Below are 15,324 nucleotides of genomic sequence, written 5' to 3'. Positions count from 1 at the left end.
CACCGCCGCCTCCGGCCCCGTGCCGGGGGTGTGCGGTGGGAGCCGGGACAGCCCCGGCAGGGAGGGACGACATGGCGACGACCGGTAACCCGCTGGCCGACAAGATCCTGAACACCACCGCGTCGATGCAGCGGCAGGGCTACACCGAGCCGGAGATCAAGGCCGCGATCGAGGAAGAGACCGACAAGCACACCACCGGCGACGTGGCCGTCGCGGCCGAGGCGCTCGCCCGGCCGCTGAAGAAGTGACCAACCGAAACTGACGAGGAGACAGCTATGCCCACGCCGCTGCCCGAGCCGCGCCCCGAGGTGGGGCAGCGGCGCCCCGACGCCGAAGACCTGATCGCCGCCGTCGAGGAGGCGATGGCCACCCGACCGACCGCCTACCGCGACGACACCCCCGTGCCCGCCGTCGGCTCGACGCCGCCGGTCGCGCAGCCGGGCCGGCCGCCGATGTCCCAGGCCGCCACCGACGCCTCCGGGCTGATGATCGCCGCCGGTGTCGGCTCCCTCGGTGTCGGCGGCGCCTTGTCGATGGTGCTCTTCGCCTCCGGGTACGCCGACCCGGTGGTGGTCGCGCTCATCGGCGGGGCGCCCGTCGCGCTCGTCGTCGCCCTCGCCCGCCTCGCGAAGCGCGCCCGGCCCGAGCCCGAGGTGCACCACCACTACGCCGGCCCCGTGGTGCACGACCACCGCGAGGTCACCAACAACAACCGGTGGTGGAGCAAGTCCAACTCCAGCAACTGAGTGGGCCGTCCGGCCCATCCGCTCACCACCGAGCGCCCCGTACACTCCCGGGGCGCTCGCACCATCTCAGGGGGGATCATGCGTATCCGTACCATCGCCGCCGCAGCCGCGGCGCTCACCCTGCCGCTCACCGCATGCGGCAGTGACGGCGGGACCATCAGCCAGTCCAAGGGCTCCTGCAAGGACGCCATCCGCGACCTCGTCAACGACCCGGACGCCGCGGGCGACGAGAAGCCCCCGGCCTGCGAGGGGTTCTCCGACGCCGAACTGGAGGACATGGCCAAGGAGGTCGTCGGAGACGAACTCGGCGACAGCCTCGACGAAGAGCCCGCCGACGACAAGCCGGCCGCCGACACGTCGCTGAAGGTCGGCGAGACGTTCACCTACGACGACGGCCTCGCCATCACCGTCGACAGCATCAAGGAGTTCTCCGACTTCGGCGAGTTCGACTACCCGCCGGAGAACGGCGACACGGCGTTCCGGATCAACTTCACCTTCGACAACGGCACCAAGAAGCCTTTCGCCCTCGACGACCTGTACGTGTCGGTGGAGGGCACGACGAACGGCGGCATGGCCGAAGGCAACTACTGGGAGAACGGGTCGAAGGAGATCACCGGCCGGGTCGCGCCCGGCGTGACGACCACAGGCACCTCCGACCATGCGCTCGCGGACAAGTACGGCCGGGACGTGGTCGTGATGATCGGGCGGCTCGACGAGGGCGCCGACCCGATGATGGACGACCTCGAATGGTCCGGCAGCATCACCTGATCCCCGGAGGCGCTTGACAAGCCGACCTGCGCCGAAGGATCATTCCAGGCAACCTAGAACTTCTGTCGCAAGGGCCACCTGAGTGGGTGGCCCTTCGTCATGCCCGGCGGGGGGTGCGCATGCCTCCGATCCTCGTGACAGCCGACGAGGCCGCCTACTACAGCGGCCGGTCCGTGGGCGCGATCTGGCGGTGGGCGTCCGAGGGACGCATCACCCGGCACCGGTCCGGTCGCCGAGTCCGCTACGACCTCGACGAACTTCCACACGCGATCCGCGACGAGGACACCCGAGAGGTCATCGTCATCCCGCCGGCGCCGCCGCTGCCCGAAGGCGCGCAAGCCGCCTGACCCACAGACGGGGACGCCGCCGGCAGACGAGGGCTGTCGTCCGACGCTGGCCAGCACCGGTTCAACTCCGGAACGGCGGCGCGCCCTGAACACCCCCTGATCGCCTCCGTCCACTTCCCCCAGGACGTAGAGGCCCTGCGGCCCGCCCGGCAACGGGCGTCGGGCGGGCCGCCACAACACCGCCACCACCCGAGGAGCCCGCGTGACCGAGCAGAAGAAGCCGCCGGCCAAGCGGGCGGCGAAGAAGACCACCGCGAAGCGCACCCCGCGGCCCCGCGCCCCGAAGCCGCCGCGCTTCGCCGTCGTCGGCACCGGCCGGTCCGGCACCGGCTACGTCGCCGCGTTCATGCAGGCGTCGGGTGTCCGCTGCGGTCACGAACGCTGGTTCCGGCCCGACGACGGCCGCACCGGCGGGCTCGACGGTGACGCTTCCTGGTGCGCCCTGCCCGCGATCGAGTCCGGCGCCTGGAAGGGCCCCGTGGCGATGGTCGCCCGGCATCCGGTCGCCACCGTCCGCTCCCTCGTCGGAACCGAGCTGTTCCTCGCCGAGCGGGCCGCTGAGCCGTATCCGGCGTTCGCCCGCGCCCACATGCCCGCCCTGGACGGCCTGGAGCCTCTGGAGGCGGCCGTGGAGTGGTGGGTGGCCTGGAACGAGCGATGCGCCGCCGTCGCGGACGTGAAGCTGCGCGTGGAGGATCTGCGGCACGAATGGGCACTCGGCGAACTCGGTGGGGCTCTGGGTGTCCAGCTCGACCCCGAGGCGTGCGCCGAGGTACCGACCGACGTCAACAGCCGCATCACCGCCGACATCCCGGAGCGGGACATCTGGAGGCTCCTCGACGGCCGCGCCGCACGCTTCGGCTACGCGCCGTGAGCCTCGACCGCATCACCGCAGCCTGGGACCGCGCCGACCCGGCCGCGATCCACCCGCTGCGGCGCGTCTCCGAGGACGCCTACCGCGAGTCCGGCGAGGCTCAAGCCGCCATGCTCGCCGACGCCCTGAAGCCCGGCTGCGCCGTCGTGGACTTCGGCTGTGGTGACGGCCGCGTTACGATCCCGCTGGCCGCCCGCGGCTACGACGTGACCGGCGCCGACGCCTCACCGAACATGCTCCGCCGGCTGCGTGTCCGCGGGCCCGGCATCCGTACCGTCAGCTCGGACGGCACCGATCTCGCGGCCCGCCTCGGCGAACCCGTGGACGCCGTCGTGTGCCTCGCCGTCCTCATCCATCACGACTACGACGCCGTCGAGCGCATCATCCGCGGCCTCGCCGCCGCAGTCCGGCCCGGCGGGACGCTCGTCCTCGACTGGCCCACCGCTGCCGTACCGCACGAACGCGGGCACTGGATCGACGTCACCACCTGGGACGCCGACCACCGCGCGACGGTCGCCGAAGAGATCGGGCTCGCCCCGGTCGACAGCGGGCTGCCGTGGAGCACCTGGACCACCTGACCTGACCACGAAAGGCCCGCGCCCATGGCCGAGTTCAAGGTCACGCTCAAGATGCGCCCACCCAGCCTCGTTGAGAAGGTCTGGTACTGGAGCCTCGGACTCCGTCCACCGCTTTCATGTAGCGCCCCCCGTCACCGGGAGGCGTGGGTCAGGTTGCTTCCGCAGCGATGGGCGATGACCCACGAGAAGTACGCCCGGAAGCACAACCTCTTCTGGATGCCGTGCATCCTGTGCACCGCCCCCTACGGCGGCCACCAGAGCGCAGGCAGCGTCCCGGACCCTGAGTACGGACCGGGCTCGGGTCGCACCGTCGGAATCTGCCCCCGCTGCACCCGTCGAGGAAGCCACGTAGAACTCCCGCCCGACGACCTTCCGGTCTGTGGCGCATGAGCGCCGCCTGGTCCGGATCCGACCGGCGGGCTCGCCTTCCGTCGAACTGGCGGAAGATCCGCGCGCGCATCCTCGAACGCGACCCGATCTGCAAGATCTGCGACGTCCGCCCGTCCACGCACTGCGACCACATCGCGGCCAAGACCGACGACCACCGCGACGTCGCCCTGCAAGGCGTGTGCGGCGAATGCCACGGGCGCAAGTCCTCCGCCGAAGGGCTCGCCGCACGACGCGCCGACCCCCGGCCCGGACGACGACGGCCGCCCGAACAGCACCCTGGGTTGAGGTGACCACGTGCCCGCCTATCTGATCAACCACGCCAAGGGTCAGGGCGAGGACATCCTCGTCGAAGATCCCACTCTCGTCCTCACCTTCGATGGCCCATGGGCAGTGTTCACCGAGGACGACGGCATCGCACTCGCAGTACCTGTCGACCAGATCGCCAGCATCCAACGGGTAGACGAACTACCACAGGACCAGCAGCCCGAGGAGTGATCCACGTGGCCAAAGGGCGAGGACACAGAGGCAACGCAGCACAGCTACGCAGGTACTGGAGTACAGGGCCAGGCGCAGCACGCATCCGATGGGGCACACCAGGCGACTGGACCAGGTGCAACAGGCAGCTCAGCAAGTACCTCGGAGCGCGAGCCAAGGGCTACTGCCAACTGCTGCACCGCCGCAACACAGGCGTGTACACGGGCAGCAGGGCCAACGTCGGCAGGCGCAGGCGACGGTGACCGCAGGCGAGCACGCACCGCAGGCACTGCACGTCATCCCACTCGGTGATCACGTCGACCATCCAGCCGACGACGACTGCGTGTGCGGACCCACACCGAAGCCGATCAAGGCCGCGGGTGGGGCGGTCAACTGGCTCATGATCCATCACAGCCTCGACGGCCGTGAGTCGATCACCAGTCCATGATCGATGGATCATGCCTCTGACCTGGGGGGATGCCCCTGACCTGCGGTTATGGGGTATCGGAACCGTATAGCACTCGCCCCCGTGTACGGGTTGCCTAGGCCCCTCACCTGCGACGCCGCGCGTCTGCCCTGGTGGCAGCCGCCCGCCGTTGATCGTTACTCGCCCGGTGCGCCCCGGTGGCGCTGACCCTGGAGGTCGCTGTGGGCACGCATGGACCCATCCCGAAGCGCTCGGAGGAGCGCCGGCGGCGCAACAAGGACGACGGTCCAGGGCTGGCGACGGCGCCGTCGGGACCTCCGCCAGTCGTGCCGGATCTGCCCGAGCCGGACCCGGGCTGGCATGAGATCGCCCGTGACTGGTACCTGTCGCTGCGGGAGTCGGGGCAGGCGGTGTTCTACGAGCCGTCGGACTGGGCGATGGCCCGGTACGCCGCGGAGTTGATGTCGAGAGGGCTGGCGTCGGATCGGCCGCCGAACGGCCAGTTCGTCTCCGCGCTGGACTCCGTGATGGCGCGGCTGCTGACGACGGAGGGCGACCGGCGGCGGGCGCGGATCGAGCTGGAGCGAAAGCCGGCCGGGCCGCAGTTGGCGTCGGTGAGTCCGCTGGATTCCTACCGTGACATCGCAGGCGGCTGAGCAGGTCCCGGAGGTCGTCACCCCGTTCGCGATCGGTCCGACGTGGCGCCGCGGTGAGGACGGCCGGTTCGTGCTGCCGGAGTACACGCTGGGCTGGCAGTGCCTGGCATGGACGGGCACGTACTTGCAGCACTGGGCGGGCAAGCCGTGGCAGTACACCGCGGAGCAGGCCCGCCTGACGCTGTGGTGGTACGCGATGGATCCGGCGACGAACCGGTTCCTGTGGCGCGATGGCGTGCTGCAACGCCTGAAGGGCTGGGGCAAGGACCCGGTGAAGGCGACGTGGTCGGCGTTCGAGTTCGTCGGCCCGTGCCGGTTCGGCGGGGTGGCCGACGAGGGCAACGAGTGGGGTGTGCCGGCGGGGCAGCCGTTGGGTGTACAGCATCCGGCGGCGTGGGTGCAGATCGCGGCCGTGAGCCAGGACCAGACGCGAAACACGATGACGCTGTTCCCGAGCATCTTGTCGAAGCGCGCCCTGGAGGAGTTCCGGATCGATCTCGGCAAGGAGATCATCTACGCCGACAAGGGGCGGGCCCGGATCGAGGCGGTCACGTCGTCGCCGCGCGCCCTGGAGGGTGGCCGGCCGACGTTCACGTCGATGGGCGAGACGCAGCACTGGGTGGAGTCGAACTCCGGCCACGAGATGGCCGCGGTCATCGAGAGGAACGCGACCAAGTCGGCGGACGGCGCCGCGCGGACGCTCGCGGACACCAACGCCTTCGAGCCGGGCGAGGACTCGGTTGCGGAGCGCACGCGGGAGGCGTTCGAGTCGGCGGAGGCTGGCCGTGCGGTGGACACCGGACTGTTCTACGACAGCTTGGAGGCGCCGGCGGAGGCGAAGTTGACGGAGGAGTGGATCGTCCCCACGCTGAAGGCAGTGCGGGGCGATTCGACTTGGCTGGACATCGAGCGGCTGAAGGCTTCGATCCTCGACGTGCGGAACCCGCCGTCCCGCAGCCGCCGCTTCTGGTTCAACCAGATCGTCGCTGCTGAGGACGCCTTCCTGGCCCGCTACGAGTGGGATGCGAACCCGCATGAGGGCTTCGAGCTTGAGCGGCGTGACGAGATCACCTTGTTCTTCGACGGCTCGAAGTCGGATGACGCAACGGGCCTGGTGGGCTGCCGGATGTCGGACGGGCTCGTGAAGACCCTCGGCGTGTGGCAGCGGCCCGCAGGCTGGCCGGACGGCGTGCCGTACCGGGTGCCGCGCGATGAGGTCGACGGCGTGGTGGACCAGGTGTTCGCCGAGTTCCGGCCGGTGGCGTTCTTCGCCGACCCGGGCGCCGGCCACGACGACCGGGACGGCGAGCGGTACTGGGACGGGTACATCGACTCGTGGGCGCAGCGCTACGACCGCCGGCTGAAGGTGAAGGCGGTCGCGTCGGGCCCGCGGCGGCACGCGGTGCTGTGGGACATGCGTGATCCGAAGCACCAGCCGGCGTTCACTGAGGCCGTGGACCGGTTCTACCGGGACGTACTGGAGCGGCAGGTGCCGCATGACGGGCACAAGGTGCTGCGGCAGCACATCGCGAACGCCCGCCGGCGAACGAACGCCTGGGGCTACACGATCGGCAAGGAGCACCGCGAGTCCGCCCGGAAGATCGACCTGGCGGTGTGCGCGATCGGCGCACGGATGCTGCGCCGGATGGTGCTGAACAGTGCCGCATACGGAAAACGAAAGGGCCGCCCCGGGAAGGGGAGGGTCGTCGTCCTGAGGTAGCGGAAGGCGGTGACCCGATGACCACACCGACGCTCCCTCTGGTGTCGCTGTCTGCGGATGAGCTGGATCTGATCACGCATCTGCGCACCGATCTGATGGCGCACCGTTTCCGCCTGGATTTGCTGGACTCGTATTTCAACGGCGAGCAGCTCGTGCGTGACCTGGGCATCTCGATTCCGTCGCAGCTCAAGGGCTTGCACACGGTCATCGGCTGGCCAAGGATCGGCGTCGAGGCGCTGGAGCAGCGCCTCGATCTGGAGGCGTTCCGCTGGGCTGACGGCTCGGACGCCGCGGACCTAGAGGCGGTCGCCGAGTCGAACGACCTATTCGACGAGTGCAGTCTCGCGCATCTGGACGCGCTGACCTACGGCCGTGAGTACGTGACGGTGGGAAGCGCGGAGGAGCCGGATCTGCCGCCGATCATCACGTATGAGTCGCCGCTGGACATGACGCTGGAGTGGGATGCGCGCCTCCGGGTGGCGCTGTCGGCGCTGCGGGAGTCCACCGGCAACCGGATGGGCTTCGGCCTGGCGGATGACGACCGCATGGTGTCGCTGTACCTGCCGAACCAGACCGTATACGCCGTGGAGTCCCCGGGCGGCGGCTGGGAGGTCGTGGAGCGGGATGCGCACCGGCTCGGCGTCGTCCCGGTGCTGCGGATGGCGAACCGTCAGCGCACCGGCGACCGCGTCGGGAAGTCGGAGATCACGCCGGAAGTCATGTCGATCACAGACGCGGCGTGCCGCCGACTGATGGGCATTGAGGTGGCCGCCGAGTTCTTCGGCGCCCCGGCCCGCTGGATCCTCGGCGCCTCCGAGGCGGCGTTCCAGGACGCGGACGGCAACCCGAAGAGCGCCTGGGAGACGTACATCGGCCGTGTCCTCGCCCTGGAGCGGGACGAAGAGGGCGAGCTGCCACAGGTCGGCCAGTTCACCGCCCACGACCCGTCCGGCCAGACGAAGATCATCGACCTGTACGCCCGCATCATGGCGACGCAACTCGGCCTGCCGCCGCACATGCTCGGCTACACCAGCGACAACCCGGCGAGCGCGGATGCCATCCGCTCCTCCGAGGGCATGCTCGTCAAGAAGGCCGAACGCCGCATCCGCCGCTTCTCGGCGACACACCGGGACTCGATGCGGCTGGCGCTGTGGATGTGGCGCGGACAGGTCCCGGACGGGCGCATCGAGTGCGTGTGGCGGAACCCCGCGACGCCGACGATCGCCGCGCAGACGGACGCCGCGGTGAAGATGGTCCAAGCCGGACTGCTGCCGCCGGACTCCGACGTGGCGCTGGAGATGGCGGGGCTGTCGGAGGATCAGCGGCAGCGGGTCGCCGCCGAGCGCCGCCGGGCGCAGGGCCGCCAGATCCTCGACCGGCTGACCGAACTCGGCGACGAGGAGCAGCCGGACGAGGAGCCGGAGGACTCCGGTGGCGACGACGGTCTCTGACGGCGGCGAGCCGGCCGCCCGGTACCGGCGGGCGCAGCGCGGCCTGACGCGGCTGCTGGTTCGTGATGTGCGGCGTGTGCGGCGGCTGATCGTGCCGTCCCGGTTGCAGGTGACGGTGCCGGACTGGATCGAAGCTGTGCGGGCGCTGGTCGCCTCCTACGGGCAGGCGTCCTCATCCCTGGCGGCCGACTACTACGACGCGCAGCGTGTCGCGGCCCGGGTGACGGGCCGGTTCACGGTGCCGCTGCTGGACCCGCCGCCGGACGAGCGGGTCGAGAAGTCGCTGCGGTGGGCGACGAAGGATCTGTGGCCGCGGGAGCCGGAGGAGGCGACGCCGGCTCAGCGCGAGCCCATCGGGACGCGGCTGGAGCAGGCGCAGAAGAAGGCCGCGGCGGTCGCGCAAAAGCTCGTCACCGACCAGGGCCGCGGGACGGTCGTGGGGGCGGTGCGCCGGGACCGGCAGGCCGTCGGCTACGCCCGCGCCGCGGCCCTCGGGGCGTGCGCGTTCTGCAAGATGCTGGCGACCCGCGGAATGGTCTACCAGCGGGACACGGCTAGTTTCCGGGCGCACGACGGCTGCCACTGCGGCGTCGTCCCCGTCTTCCGCGGTCAGCGGTTCGAGCTGTCCGCGCATGCTGCGGAGTGGGAGCGGTTGTACCGGGAGTACGCCGCACCGCACTCCGGCAGCCAGCTCGCTCGCTTCCGGCGGGCGCTGGCCGAGCACGGGCATCTGCCCGTCTCGTAGTTTCCCGACCGCCCCGGAGGCGGTCTTCTCCCAGCCCCTGGAGGGCCGTTTCACCATGCCTGAAGAGCCGATTGCCCCTGCGCCGGAAACCGAGCCGGCCGAGCCTGCGACGGCCGCCGAGCCGAACACACCCCCGGAGGGCGGGCAGGGCGAGGAACCGTTCGACGCTGAGCGCGCGAAGAAGGCGCTGAACAAGAAGAACTCCGAGAACGAGAACCTGCGCCGCCGCCTGAAGGAACTTGAGCCCCTGGCGAAGAAGGCCAAGGAACTGGAGGACGCGCAGAAGTCCGAGCAGGAGCGGCTCACGGAGCAGCTCACCGCGCAGCAGGAGAAGGCCGCCAAGGCGATCCGCGCCGCGGTCACTTCGAAGGTCGAGGCCCTGGCCGCAGCCGAGTTCGCCGACCCGGAGGATGCCGCCGGCGCGCTGGACCTCACGACCTACGTCGATGACGAGGGCGGCATCGACGCGGACGCCATCAAGCGGGACCTCGGCGCGCTGCTGAAGCGCAAGCCGCACTGGGCGAAGCCGGCCGATACCGGCCCGCGGCGTCCGGCTCCGGACCGCTCGCAGGGCTCGTCCGGCAACGGCAACCGATCCCCATCCGACCCCGGCGCTGTGTTCGCCGACTTCATCAAGAACGGCCTCGCAGGGCGGGGCTGAGAAAGAGAGCCCCATATGCCTGTCACCGATCCGATCAAGCTGTCCACGATCGACCCCGTCTTCCTTCCGGAGACACTGGTCGGCCCGATCTTCGAGAAGTCTGTCGAGGGTTCCGCGGTCATGTCGCTGGCCCGGCGGGTGCCGCTGGCGATGACGGCGAACACGGCGGTTCCGGTGCCGCTGGACGTGCCGACGGCCGACTGGGTGTCTGAGGGTGGCCGCAAGCCGATCAGTTCCGGCGGCGTCGAGGTCAAGCAGATGTCCGGCAAGAAGGTCGCCACGCTGATCCCGGTCTCCATGGAGGTCGCAAGCAGCAACGCGGCCGGGCTGTGGACGCAGCTCCAGCGGGACCTGCCGACCGCGTTCGCCCGCGCGTTCGATATGGCGACGATCCACGGCAAGACGATGAAGGGGGCCACCGGGCCGTTCGCGGACTTCTTCGCGGACACCTCCAAGGAGGTCGAGCTGGGCACCACGGCGCAGAACATGGGCGGCATCTGGGGCGACTTCGTCGCCGGCATGGAAGAGATCATCGACGACGACTGGGACTACACCGGCACCGTCGCCGACAATCGCCTCAAGCCCAAACTGCTGGCGGCGACGAGCACCACGGGTGAGCCCCTGTTCGTCCCCACCCGGCGGACGTCGGGCACCGGTACGGCGCTCGCGGGCGAACTGATCGGTGAGCCGCTGGCGTATTCCCGCAGCGTCTCCGGCAAGCTGCGCCGCCAGTCGACGAGCGTCGACACGGGCCTCCGGGCGATCGGTGGCGACTTCTCCCAGGCCGCCTACGGCGTCGGCATGGAGATCAGCGTCAAGCTCTCTCGGGAGGCAACGTACATCGACGAGGAGGGCGGCGTGCACTCCGCATTCCAGGAGAACCTGGTGCTCCTCCTGGCAGAGGCGTACTACGGCTTCATCCTGGGCGATGTCGAGGCGTTCGTGCGCTTCACCGGCACCCCGAGCGGTACCTGACGTGGGGGCGGTCCCGGCTTCCGCGCCGGGCGGGGCCGCGCCCCTGCGTATCGTCGCCCGCTTCCACGCCTTCCCGCCGCAGCACAATGCGGGGGCGGAGCACATGCTCGTCGCGATGCTGCGTCCGCTGGTGGAACGTGGGCACGACGTGTCGGTGTGGCTGTCCCGCTACGGGCGGGCACGCGAGGAGTACGAGTACCAGGGGATCCGGGTGGTGCCGCAGGCGGCGCGTCTGGATTTCGCGTCGGCGGTGCGCCGCGCGGATGTGCTGGTGTCGCACCTGGAGTGCGTGCCGAGTACGGCGGCGCTGGCCCGCGGCTACGGCCGCCCGCTGGTGGTGGTGTGCCACAACACCCACCGGCCGACGTACCGGGACATGGCGGCCGGAGGCACGGCGCTGGCGGTGTACAACAGCCAGTGGATGGCCCGTGAGGCGGAGCTGTTCTACGCCGAGTACCCGAAGTCCGTGCGTCCGGCGGCCGGGATGATCGTGCGCCCGCCGGTGACGGCTGCGGAGTATGCGACGAGGCCCGGTAAGGCGATCACGCTGGTCAACTGCAACGAGGCCAAGGGCGGGAACGTTCTGCGGAAGCTCGCCGAGCGGATGCCGGACCGGCAGTTCCTTGCCGTTCGCGGCGCCTATGGGGAGCAGATCCTCCCGGACCTGCCGAACGTGCAGGTGCTGGATCATGTGCCGGGCGATGAGATGCGCGAGCGCGTCTACGCGCGCACCCGGGTGCTGCTGATGCCGTCGTCCTACGAGTCGTGGGGCCGTGTCGGCGTGGAGGCGATGGCGTCCGGTATCCCCGTCGTCGCGCATCCCACTGCTGGTCTCGCCGAAAGCCTGGGCGAGGCGGGGATCTTCGTGGACCGCTCTGACCTCGACGGCTGGGAGGCCGTCCTGCGGAAGCTCGGCACGACGGCGGAGTATCGGCTCGCGGCGAAGCGGGCGAAGGCCCGCAGTGCGGAGCTGGATCCGTCGGCGGAGCTGACCGCCTGGTGCAGTGCGGTGGAGGCCCTGGCCTGAGGAGGTCGTGATGGCGTTCGTGATCCCGACACCCACAGAGCTGGGCCTGTACCTGGGCCTCGCCGAGATCGACGGGGAGCGCGCCGAACTCCTGCTGGATCAGGCGACGAAGCTCGCAGGCACGATCGTGACGCCGCTCCCGGACGGCGCATCGGTGGTGATCCTTGCCGCCGCAGGCCGGGCGTATGCGAACCCCCAGGGTGTCAGCTACGAGGTCATCGGCCCCATGTCGGTGCAGCGCCCGCAGCCGGGTCTGTACTTCACGAAGGCCGAGGAGCGGGCGCTGAAGCGTATGGCGGGCCGTGGCGGCGCTTTCACGGTCGACCCGACGCCGGAGACGGCAGACCCGTCGCCGACGTGGCCGGTCGATGACACCTACGGCGCCGGGCTGGAGTACAAACCGGGCTGGGGCTGGGCCTGATGGCCGGCTACCCGTTCGGGGAGACGATTGTCCGGCTCCGCCGCGGCCCGTCCCCGGGCCGGGATGAGCGTGGCCAGCCGATCCCCGGCGCGCTGACGGAGACTCCCGTTGCGGGGGTTGTGGTGGTGCCGCGGCAGGCCGCCCCGGATGTGGGCGGCCAGCAGCAGCAGGCCCGCGACACCGTCATCGTCGGCTTCACCGTCTACGACCCGACCCATGCTGACTGGCGCACGACCGATCAGGTGCGGATCCGCGGCGCGGTGTGCGAGATCACCGGCGAGCCCGGCGACTGGGGCCGCAGCCCGTTCACGGGCACCCGCGGCCCGGTGCAGTTCGCCGCGGACCGGGTTACCGGTTGAGGAGGGGCGATGCCCGCGAAGTTCCGCATGTCCCGCCGCGGGGTGGGCCAGTTGCTCAAGTCGCCGATGGTGGAGGCGGAGATGCTGCGCCGCGCTCACGTCATCAAGGGCGTGGCGGAGTCCATCTCCCCGGTCGGCGACCCCGCGCACGACCCGCACCCCGGGCTGTACAAGGCGTCGTGGCACGTCACTTCGACGCGCCGCGGGGGCCGGCGCCGGGACCGGGCGACGGCGACGGTGTACAACACGGCGCCGCACGGCGGGATCGTCGAGGTCGGCACGGAGCGCATCCCGGGCCGGCACGTGCTGCTGCGGGCTGCGGCGATCGGTGGCCGCTGATGGCCGCCGTCGGCTCCGTCGACATCGAGGTGGAGTTGATCGCCTGGCTGGGTGCCCGCCTCGACGGCGTCGTGGTCCGCGACGAGCTGGATAACAACCTCCTCGACGAGCTGCCGACGGTGCAGGTGGAACGCCTACCCGGTGGCGGCGACGACGGCATCCGCCTGGACCGCGCCCTCGTCGACATCGACGTGTACGCGGCCACGAGGGGCGAGGCCGCCGCTCTGGCGCACACGATCCGCGGCCTGCTCATGACGCAACTCCGCGGCTCCGACACCGCGACCGCGGTGTTCGGCCGCATCGACACCCTGTCGGCACCGGCCAGCCGCCCCTACGAGAACACCGGGCTGCGCCGTATTGGCGCCACGTATTCGATCTACTTCCATCCGGTCTCCTGACCGGCCAGGCCCGCGCCGGACCTGTCACTGAACCCCGCCGCCGCGCGGGGATTTCGCATGTTGGGAGACCCTAATGGTCAACATCACCCGTGCGGCGGACCTGCTGGAGGTCGGCGCGAACGGCGGCGGCTGGGTAGCCACGCTCGGCACCACCTCGCCCGGCGACCCGGAGGTGCAGCCGGAGGCGCCGTACCTGCCGCTCGGCGCCTTGTCCGAAGACGGTCTCGTCCAGGGCTTCGACGAGGACAGCCAGTCGTACACCCCGTGGGGCTACACGGCCCCGATCCGCACCTCCATCACGTCCAGCCTGCGGACGTTCTCCATCACGGCCTGGGAGACGGGCCGGACGACGGTGCAGTCGCTCCAGTACCGCAAGCCGGTGGAAGACCTGGAGCCTGTCAGCGGGCTGACGACGTTCGCGGAGACCGCGTCGCCGGTGCCGGACCGGCGCACGTTCTGGTTCGTCGTCCTCGACGGCGAGTTCCAGCGCGGCTTCTACGTGCCGGAGGGCGAGATCACCGAGCGCTCCGACGTGACCCACAAGCAGGACGAAATCGCCGGCTTCGAGTGGACGATCACCGCCTATCCGGACGCCCAGGGCAACACGGTCTATCACGCGGACCGCGTGCCGGAGACGCCCGCCTACACCGGTTCCTGACCCCCTAGACGGGTGGTGGGCCGACCTGGCGCGGGCCCGGCCCACCACCTCCAACCCCCTGCCCGCGCCACTCACAGAAAGGCCCGCGCCATGGGCACCAACTACTACGTTCAGACCCCGGCCTGCGAGAACGCCTGCGAACACTGCGGCCAGACCGAGCGCATCCACCTCGGCAAGAGCAGCATCGGCTGGCGGTTCCACTTCCAGGCCTACCCCGACTGGCCTCGCGGCGACGCCTTCAATCGATGGCTCCAGCTCGCGATCTCCGGCCCCATCAGCGACGAGTACGGCAAGACCGTGGTGCTGCCTGACCTCCTGTCCCTGATCTACAACAAGTCCGAACATCGCAGCCATAGCGACCTGGATGACCCCGGCCAGCGTCAGTGGCGGGCCGAGGACCGGTTCATCAGCAGCGGCCACGACTTCGCCATCTACGAGTTCAGCTAGAGAGAGGCCCGCGCCATGCCCCCGAGCACGCGCAAGAAGACCAGCAGCAAGCCCCCCGCCCGCCGCGCCGCGCAGCGTGCCACCCTCCCGGCCGAAGAGCCGGACGAGGAGTACGTGGACGCCGCCGAAGCGCAGGAGATCGAGGCCGAGGGCCACTATGTGACCGCCCTGCTGGCAGGCGAGGAGATCCGCATCGTGCCGCCCGGCGCGTGGCGGCAGTCGTGGCAGACCGCCCTCACCCGCGGCGAGTTCGCCGTGTTCTCCGAGCACGTCATCCACCCCGACGACCTCGACCTGTACGACGACATCGACCCCACGAACGACGAGTTTGAGTCATTCGTTACCGACGCCGCAGGTCAGGCCGGTGAGAGCCTGGGGAAATCGCGTGGACCCGCCGGACGCTCCAGGCGCACGCGGAGGCGGTAGAGGCCGACTTCGCCCGCTACTACCCAGGCACCGACCTCCTCGGCATCTACCGCGGCGAGTTGTCGTGGCGACGGCTGCGGGTGCTGATCCAGCACCTGCCGCCGGAGTCCGCGACGATGACCGCGATCCGCAACGCCACCCCCGAGGAAGAGCTTGAGCAGGCGTCGGAGGATGCGGAGCCGGAGAAGGGTCGCTGGTCGAACGTCGAGCAACTGCTCGCCACGAGCATCGACGTCCAGCGGCAGGCGCTGTACGCCTTCTCCGTCGCGAACTCGGACCCGAAGAAGGCCGGGAAGCCCACCCCGCCGGAGCCGATGCGACGACCGGGTGTGCAGCCGCAGAAGAAGCGCCGGACGACGGCGCTCACCGATGCCAACGCCGAGCACCTGTTCCGGCTGATCAACGGCGGGGCCGCGTAACGCGCAGGAGGGAGTCCT

General features: G+C 70.4%; 24 protein-coding genes. All 24 read left to right on the top strand.

Features of this window, described 5'->3' with window-relative positions:
• The first annotated feature begins 71 nt into the window (after positions 1-71).
• The 24 genes from QBL21_RS18545 to QBL21_RS18430 all read left to right on the top strand — a co-directional run bounded on the left by QBL21_RS18545 (position 72) and on the right by QBL21_RS18430 (position 15,306).
• Positions 72-248 carry a hypothetical protein gene (locus QBL21_RS18545; RefSeq protein ID WP_407563330.1) on the top strand — a complete coding sequence of 59 codons (177 nt, stop codon included), beginning with the start codon at positions 72-74 and terminating at the stop codon, positions 246-248.
• A gap of 27 nt (positions 249-275) precedes the next feature.
• Positions 276-746, top strand: a complete 471-nt coding sequence (locus tag QBL21_RS18540) for a hypothetical protein (protein WP_407563329.1) — start codon at positions 276-278, stop codon at positions 744-746.
• A 78-nt stretch (positions 747-824) separates the two neighbouring features.
• On the top strand, positions 825-1,514 hold the full coding sequence (locus QBL21_RS18535) for a hypothetical protein (RefSeq protein WP_407563328.1): 690 nt from the start codon (positions 825-827) through the stop codon (positions 1,512-1,514).
• Positions 1,515-1,633: 119 nt separating this feature from the next.
• Positions 1,634-1,861, top strand: a complete 228-nt coding sequence (locus tag QBL21_RS18530; RefSeq protein ID WP_407563327.1) for a helix-turn-helix domain-containing protein — start codon at positions 1,634-1,636, stop codon at positions 1,859-1,861.
• A gap of 202 nt (positions 1,862-2,063) precedes the next feature.
• Positions 2,064-2,735 (top strand): hypothetical protein, encoded by a 672-nt coding sequence (locus QBL21_RS18525; protein ID WP_407563326.1) that lies wholly within the window; start codon positions 2,064-2,066, stop codon positions 2,733-2,735.
• Entirely contained in the window at positions 2,732-3,313 is a 582-nt protein-coding gene (locus QBL21_RS18520; protein WP_407563325.1) for a class I SAM-dependent methyltransferase, read from the top strand. Before QBL21_RS18525 ends, QBL21_RS18520 begins: the two co-directional genes overlap by 4 nt.
• A 386-nt stretch (positions 3,314-3,699) precedes the next feature.
• Positions 3,700-3,993 (top strand): HNH endonuclease signature motif containing protein, encoded by a 294-nt coding sequence (locus QBL21_RS18515; protein WP_407563324.1) that lies wholly within the window; start codon positions 3,700-3,702, stop codon positions 3,991-3,993.
• A 4-nt stretch (positions 3,994-3,997) separates the two neighbouring features.
• Positions 3,998-4,198 (top strand): hypothetical protein, encoded by a 201-nt coding sequence (locus QBL21_RS18510; protein ID WP_407563323.1) that lies wholly within the window; start codon positions 3,998-4,000, stop codon positions 4,196-4,198.
• A gap of 238 nt (positions 4,199-4,436) precedes the next feature.
• Entirely contained in the window at positions 4,437-4,625 is a 189-nt protein-coding gene (locus QBL21_RS18505; protein WP_407563322.1) for a hypothetical protein, read from the top strand.
• A 305-nt stretch (positions 4,626-4,930) separates the two neighbouring features.
• Entirely contained in the window at positions 4,931-5,260 is a 330-nt protein-coding gene (locus tag QBL21_RS18500; protein WP_407563321.1) for a hypothetical protein, read from the top strand.
• Positions 5,241-6,980 carry a terminase gene (locus QBL21_RS18495; protein ID WP_407563320.1) on the top strand — a complete coding sequence of 580 codons (1,740 nt, stop codon included), beginning with the start codon at positions 5,241-5,243 and terminating at the stop codon, positions 6,978-6,980. Before QBL21_RS18500 ends, QBL21_RS18495 begins: the two co-directional genes overlap by 20 nt.
• A gap of 17 nt (positions 6,981-6,997) precedes the next feature.
• Positions 6,998-8,431 carry a phage portal protein gene (locus QBL21_RS18490; RefSeq protein ID WP_407563319.1) on the top strand — a complete coding sequence of 478 codons (1,434 nt, stop codon included), beginning with the start codon at positions 6,998-7,000 and terminating at the stop codon, positions 8,429-8,431.
• The gene (locus QBL21_RS18485) at positions 8,412-9,176 is read left to right on the top strand and encodes a hypothetical protein (RefSeq protein ID WP_407563318.1); all 765 of its coding nucleotides are present in this window, start codon (positions 8,412-8,414) and stop codon (positions 9,174-9,176) included. The genes QBL21_RS18490 and QBL21_RS18485 overlap by 20 nt, the downstream gene beginning before the upstream one ends.
• 55 nt (positions 9,177-9,231) lie before the next feature.
• On the top strand, positions 9,232-9,837 hold the full coding sequence (locus tag QBL21_RS18480; protein WP_407563317.1) for a hypothetical protein: 606 nt from the start codon (positions 9,232-9,234) through the stop codon (positions 9,835-9,837).
• A gap of 15 nt (positions 9,838-9,852) precedes the next feature.
• Complete coding sequence (locus tag QBL21_RS18475) at positions 9,853-10,812, top strand: phage major capsid protein (RefSeq protein ID WP_407563316.1); 960 nt, start codon at positions 9,853-9,855, stop codon at positions 10,810-10,812.
• A gap of 1 nt (position 10,813) precedes the next feature.
• Complete coding sequence (locus tag QBL21_RS18470; RefSeq protein ID WP_407563315.1) at positions 10,814-11,839, top strand: glycosyltransferase family 4 protein; 1,026 nt, start codon at positions 10,814-10,816, stop codon at positions 11,837-11,839.
• A 10-nt stretch (positions 11,840-11,849) separates the two neighbouring features.
• Positions 11,850-12,260 carry a hypothetical protein gene (locus QBL21_RS18465; protein WP_407563314.1) on the top strand — a complete coding sequence of 137 codons (411 nt, stop codon included), beginning with the start codon at positions 11,850-11,852 and terminating at the stop codon, positions 12,258-12,260.
• A complete protein-coding gene (locus QBL21_RS18460) occupies positions 12,260-12,619 on the top strand; it encodes a hypothetical protein (RefSeq protein WP_407563313.1) in 360 nt (119 codons plus the stop codon). The genes QBL21_RS18465 and QBL21_RS18460 overlap by 1 nt, the downstream gene beginning before the upstream one ends.
• A 9-nt stretch (positions 12,620-12,628) precedes the next feature.
• Positions 12,629-12,958: an HK97 gp10 family phage protein gene (locus QBL21_RS18455; protein WP_407563312.1), complete on the top strand. Its 330-nt coding sequence runs from the start codon at positions 12,629-12,631 to the stop codon at positions 12,956-12,958.
• On the top strand, positions 12,958-13,356 hold the full coding sequence (locus QBL21_RS18450; protein ID WP_407563311.1) for a hypothetical protein: 399 nt from the start codon (positions 12,958-12,960) through the stop codon (positions 13,354-13,356). Before QBL21_RS18455 ends, QBL21_RS18450 begins: the two co-directional genes overlap by 1 nt.
• A gap of 73 nt (positions 13,357-13,429) precedes the next feature.
• Entirely contained in the window at positions 13,430-14,014 is a 585-nt protein-coding gene (locus tag QBL21_RS18445; RefSeq protein WP_407563310.1) for a phage tail protein, read from the top strand.
• A gap of 90 nt (positions 14,015-14,104) precedes the next feature.
• A complete protein-coding gene (locus tag QBL21_RS18440; RefSeq protein WP_407563309.1) occupies positions 14,105-14,461 on the top strand; it encodes a hypothetical protein in 357 nt (118 codons plus the stop codon).
• Between the two features lie 15 nt (positions 14,462-14,476).
• The gene (locus QBL21_RS18435) at positions 14,477-14,887 is read left to right on the top strand and encodes a hypothetical protein (RefSeq protein WP_407563308.1); all 411 of its coding nucleotides are present in this window, start codon (positions 14,477-14,479) and stop codon (positions 14,885-14,887) included.
• Between the two features lie 59 nt (positions 14,888-14,946).
• Positions 14,947-15,306: a hypothetical protein gene (locus QBL21_RS18430; RefSeq protein ID WP_407563307.1), complete on the top strand. Its 360-nt coding sequence runs from the start codon at positions 14,947-14,949 to the stop codon at positions 15,304-15,306.
• The last annotated feature ends 18 nt before the right edge of the window (positions 15,307-15,324 follow it).

Origin of the sequence: Streptomyces sp. 184, from assembly GCF_045781775.1 — a bacterium.
GTDB lineage: Bacteria > Actinomycetota > Actinomycetes > Streptomycetales > Streptomycetaceae > Streptomyces.
The sequence above is the reverse complement of the archived record's forward strand: the minus strand, read 5'-3'. Positions and strand labels throughout refer to the sequence as shown.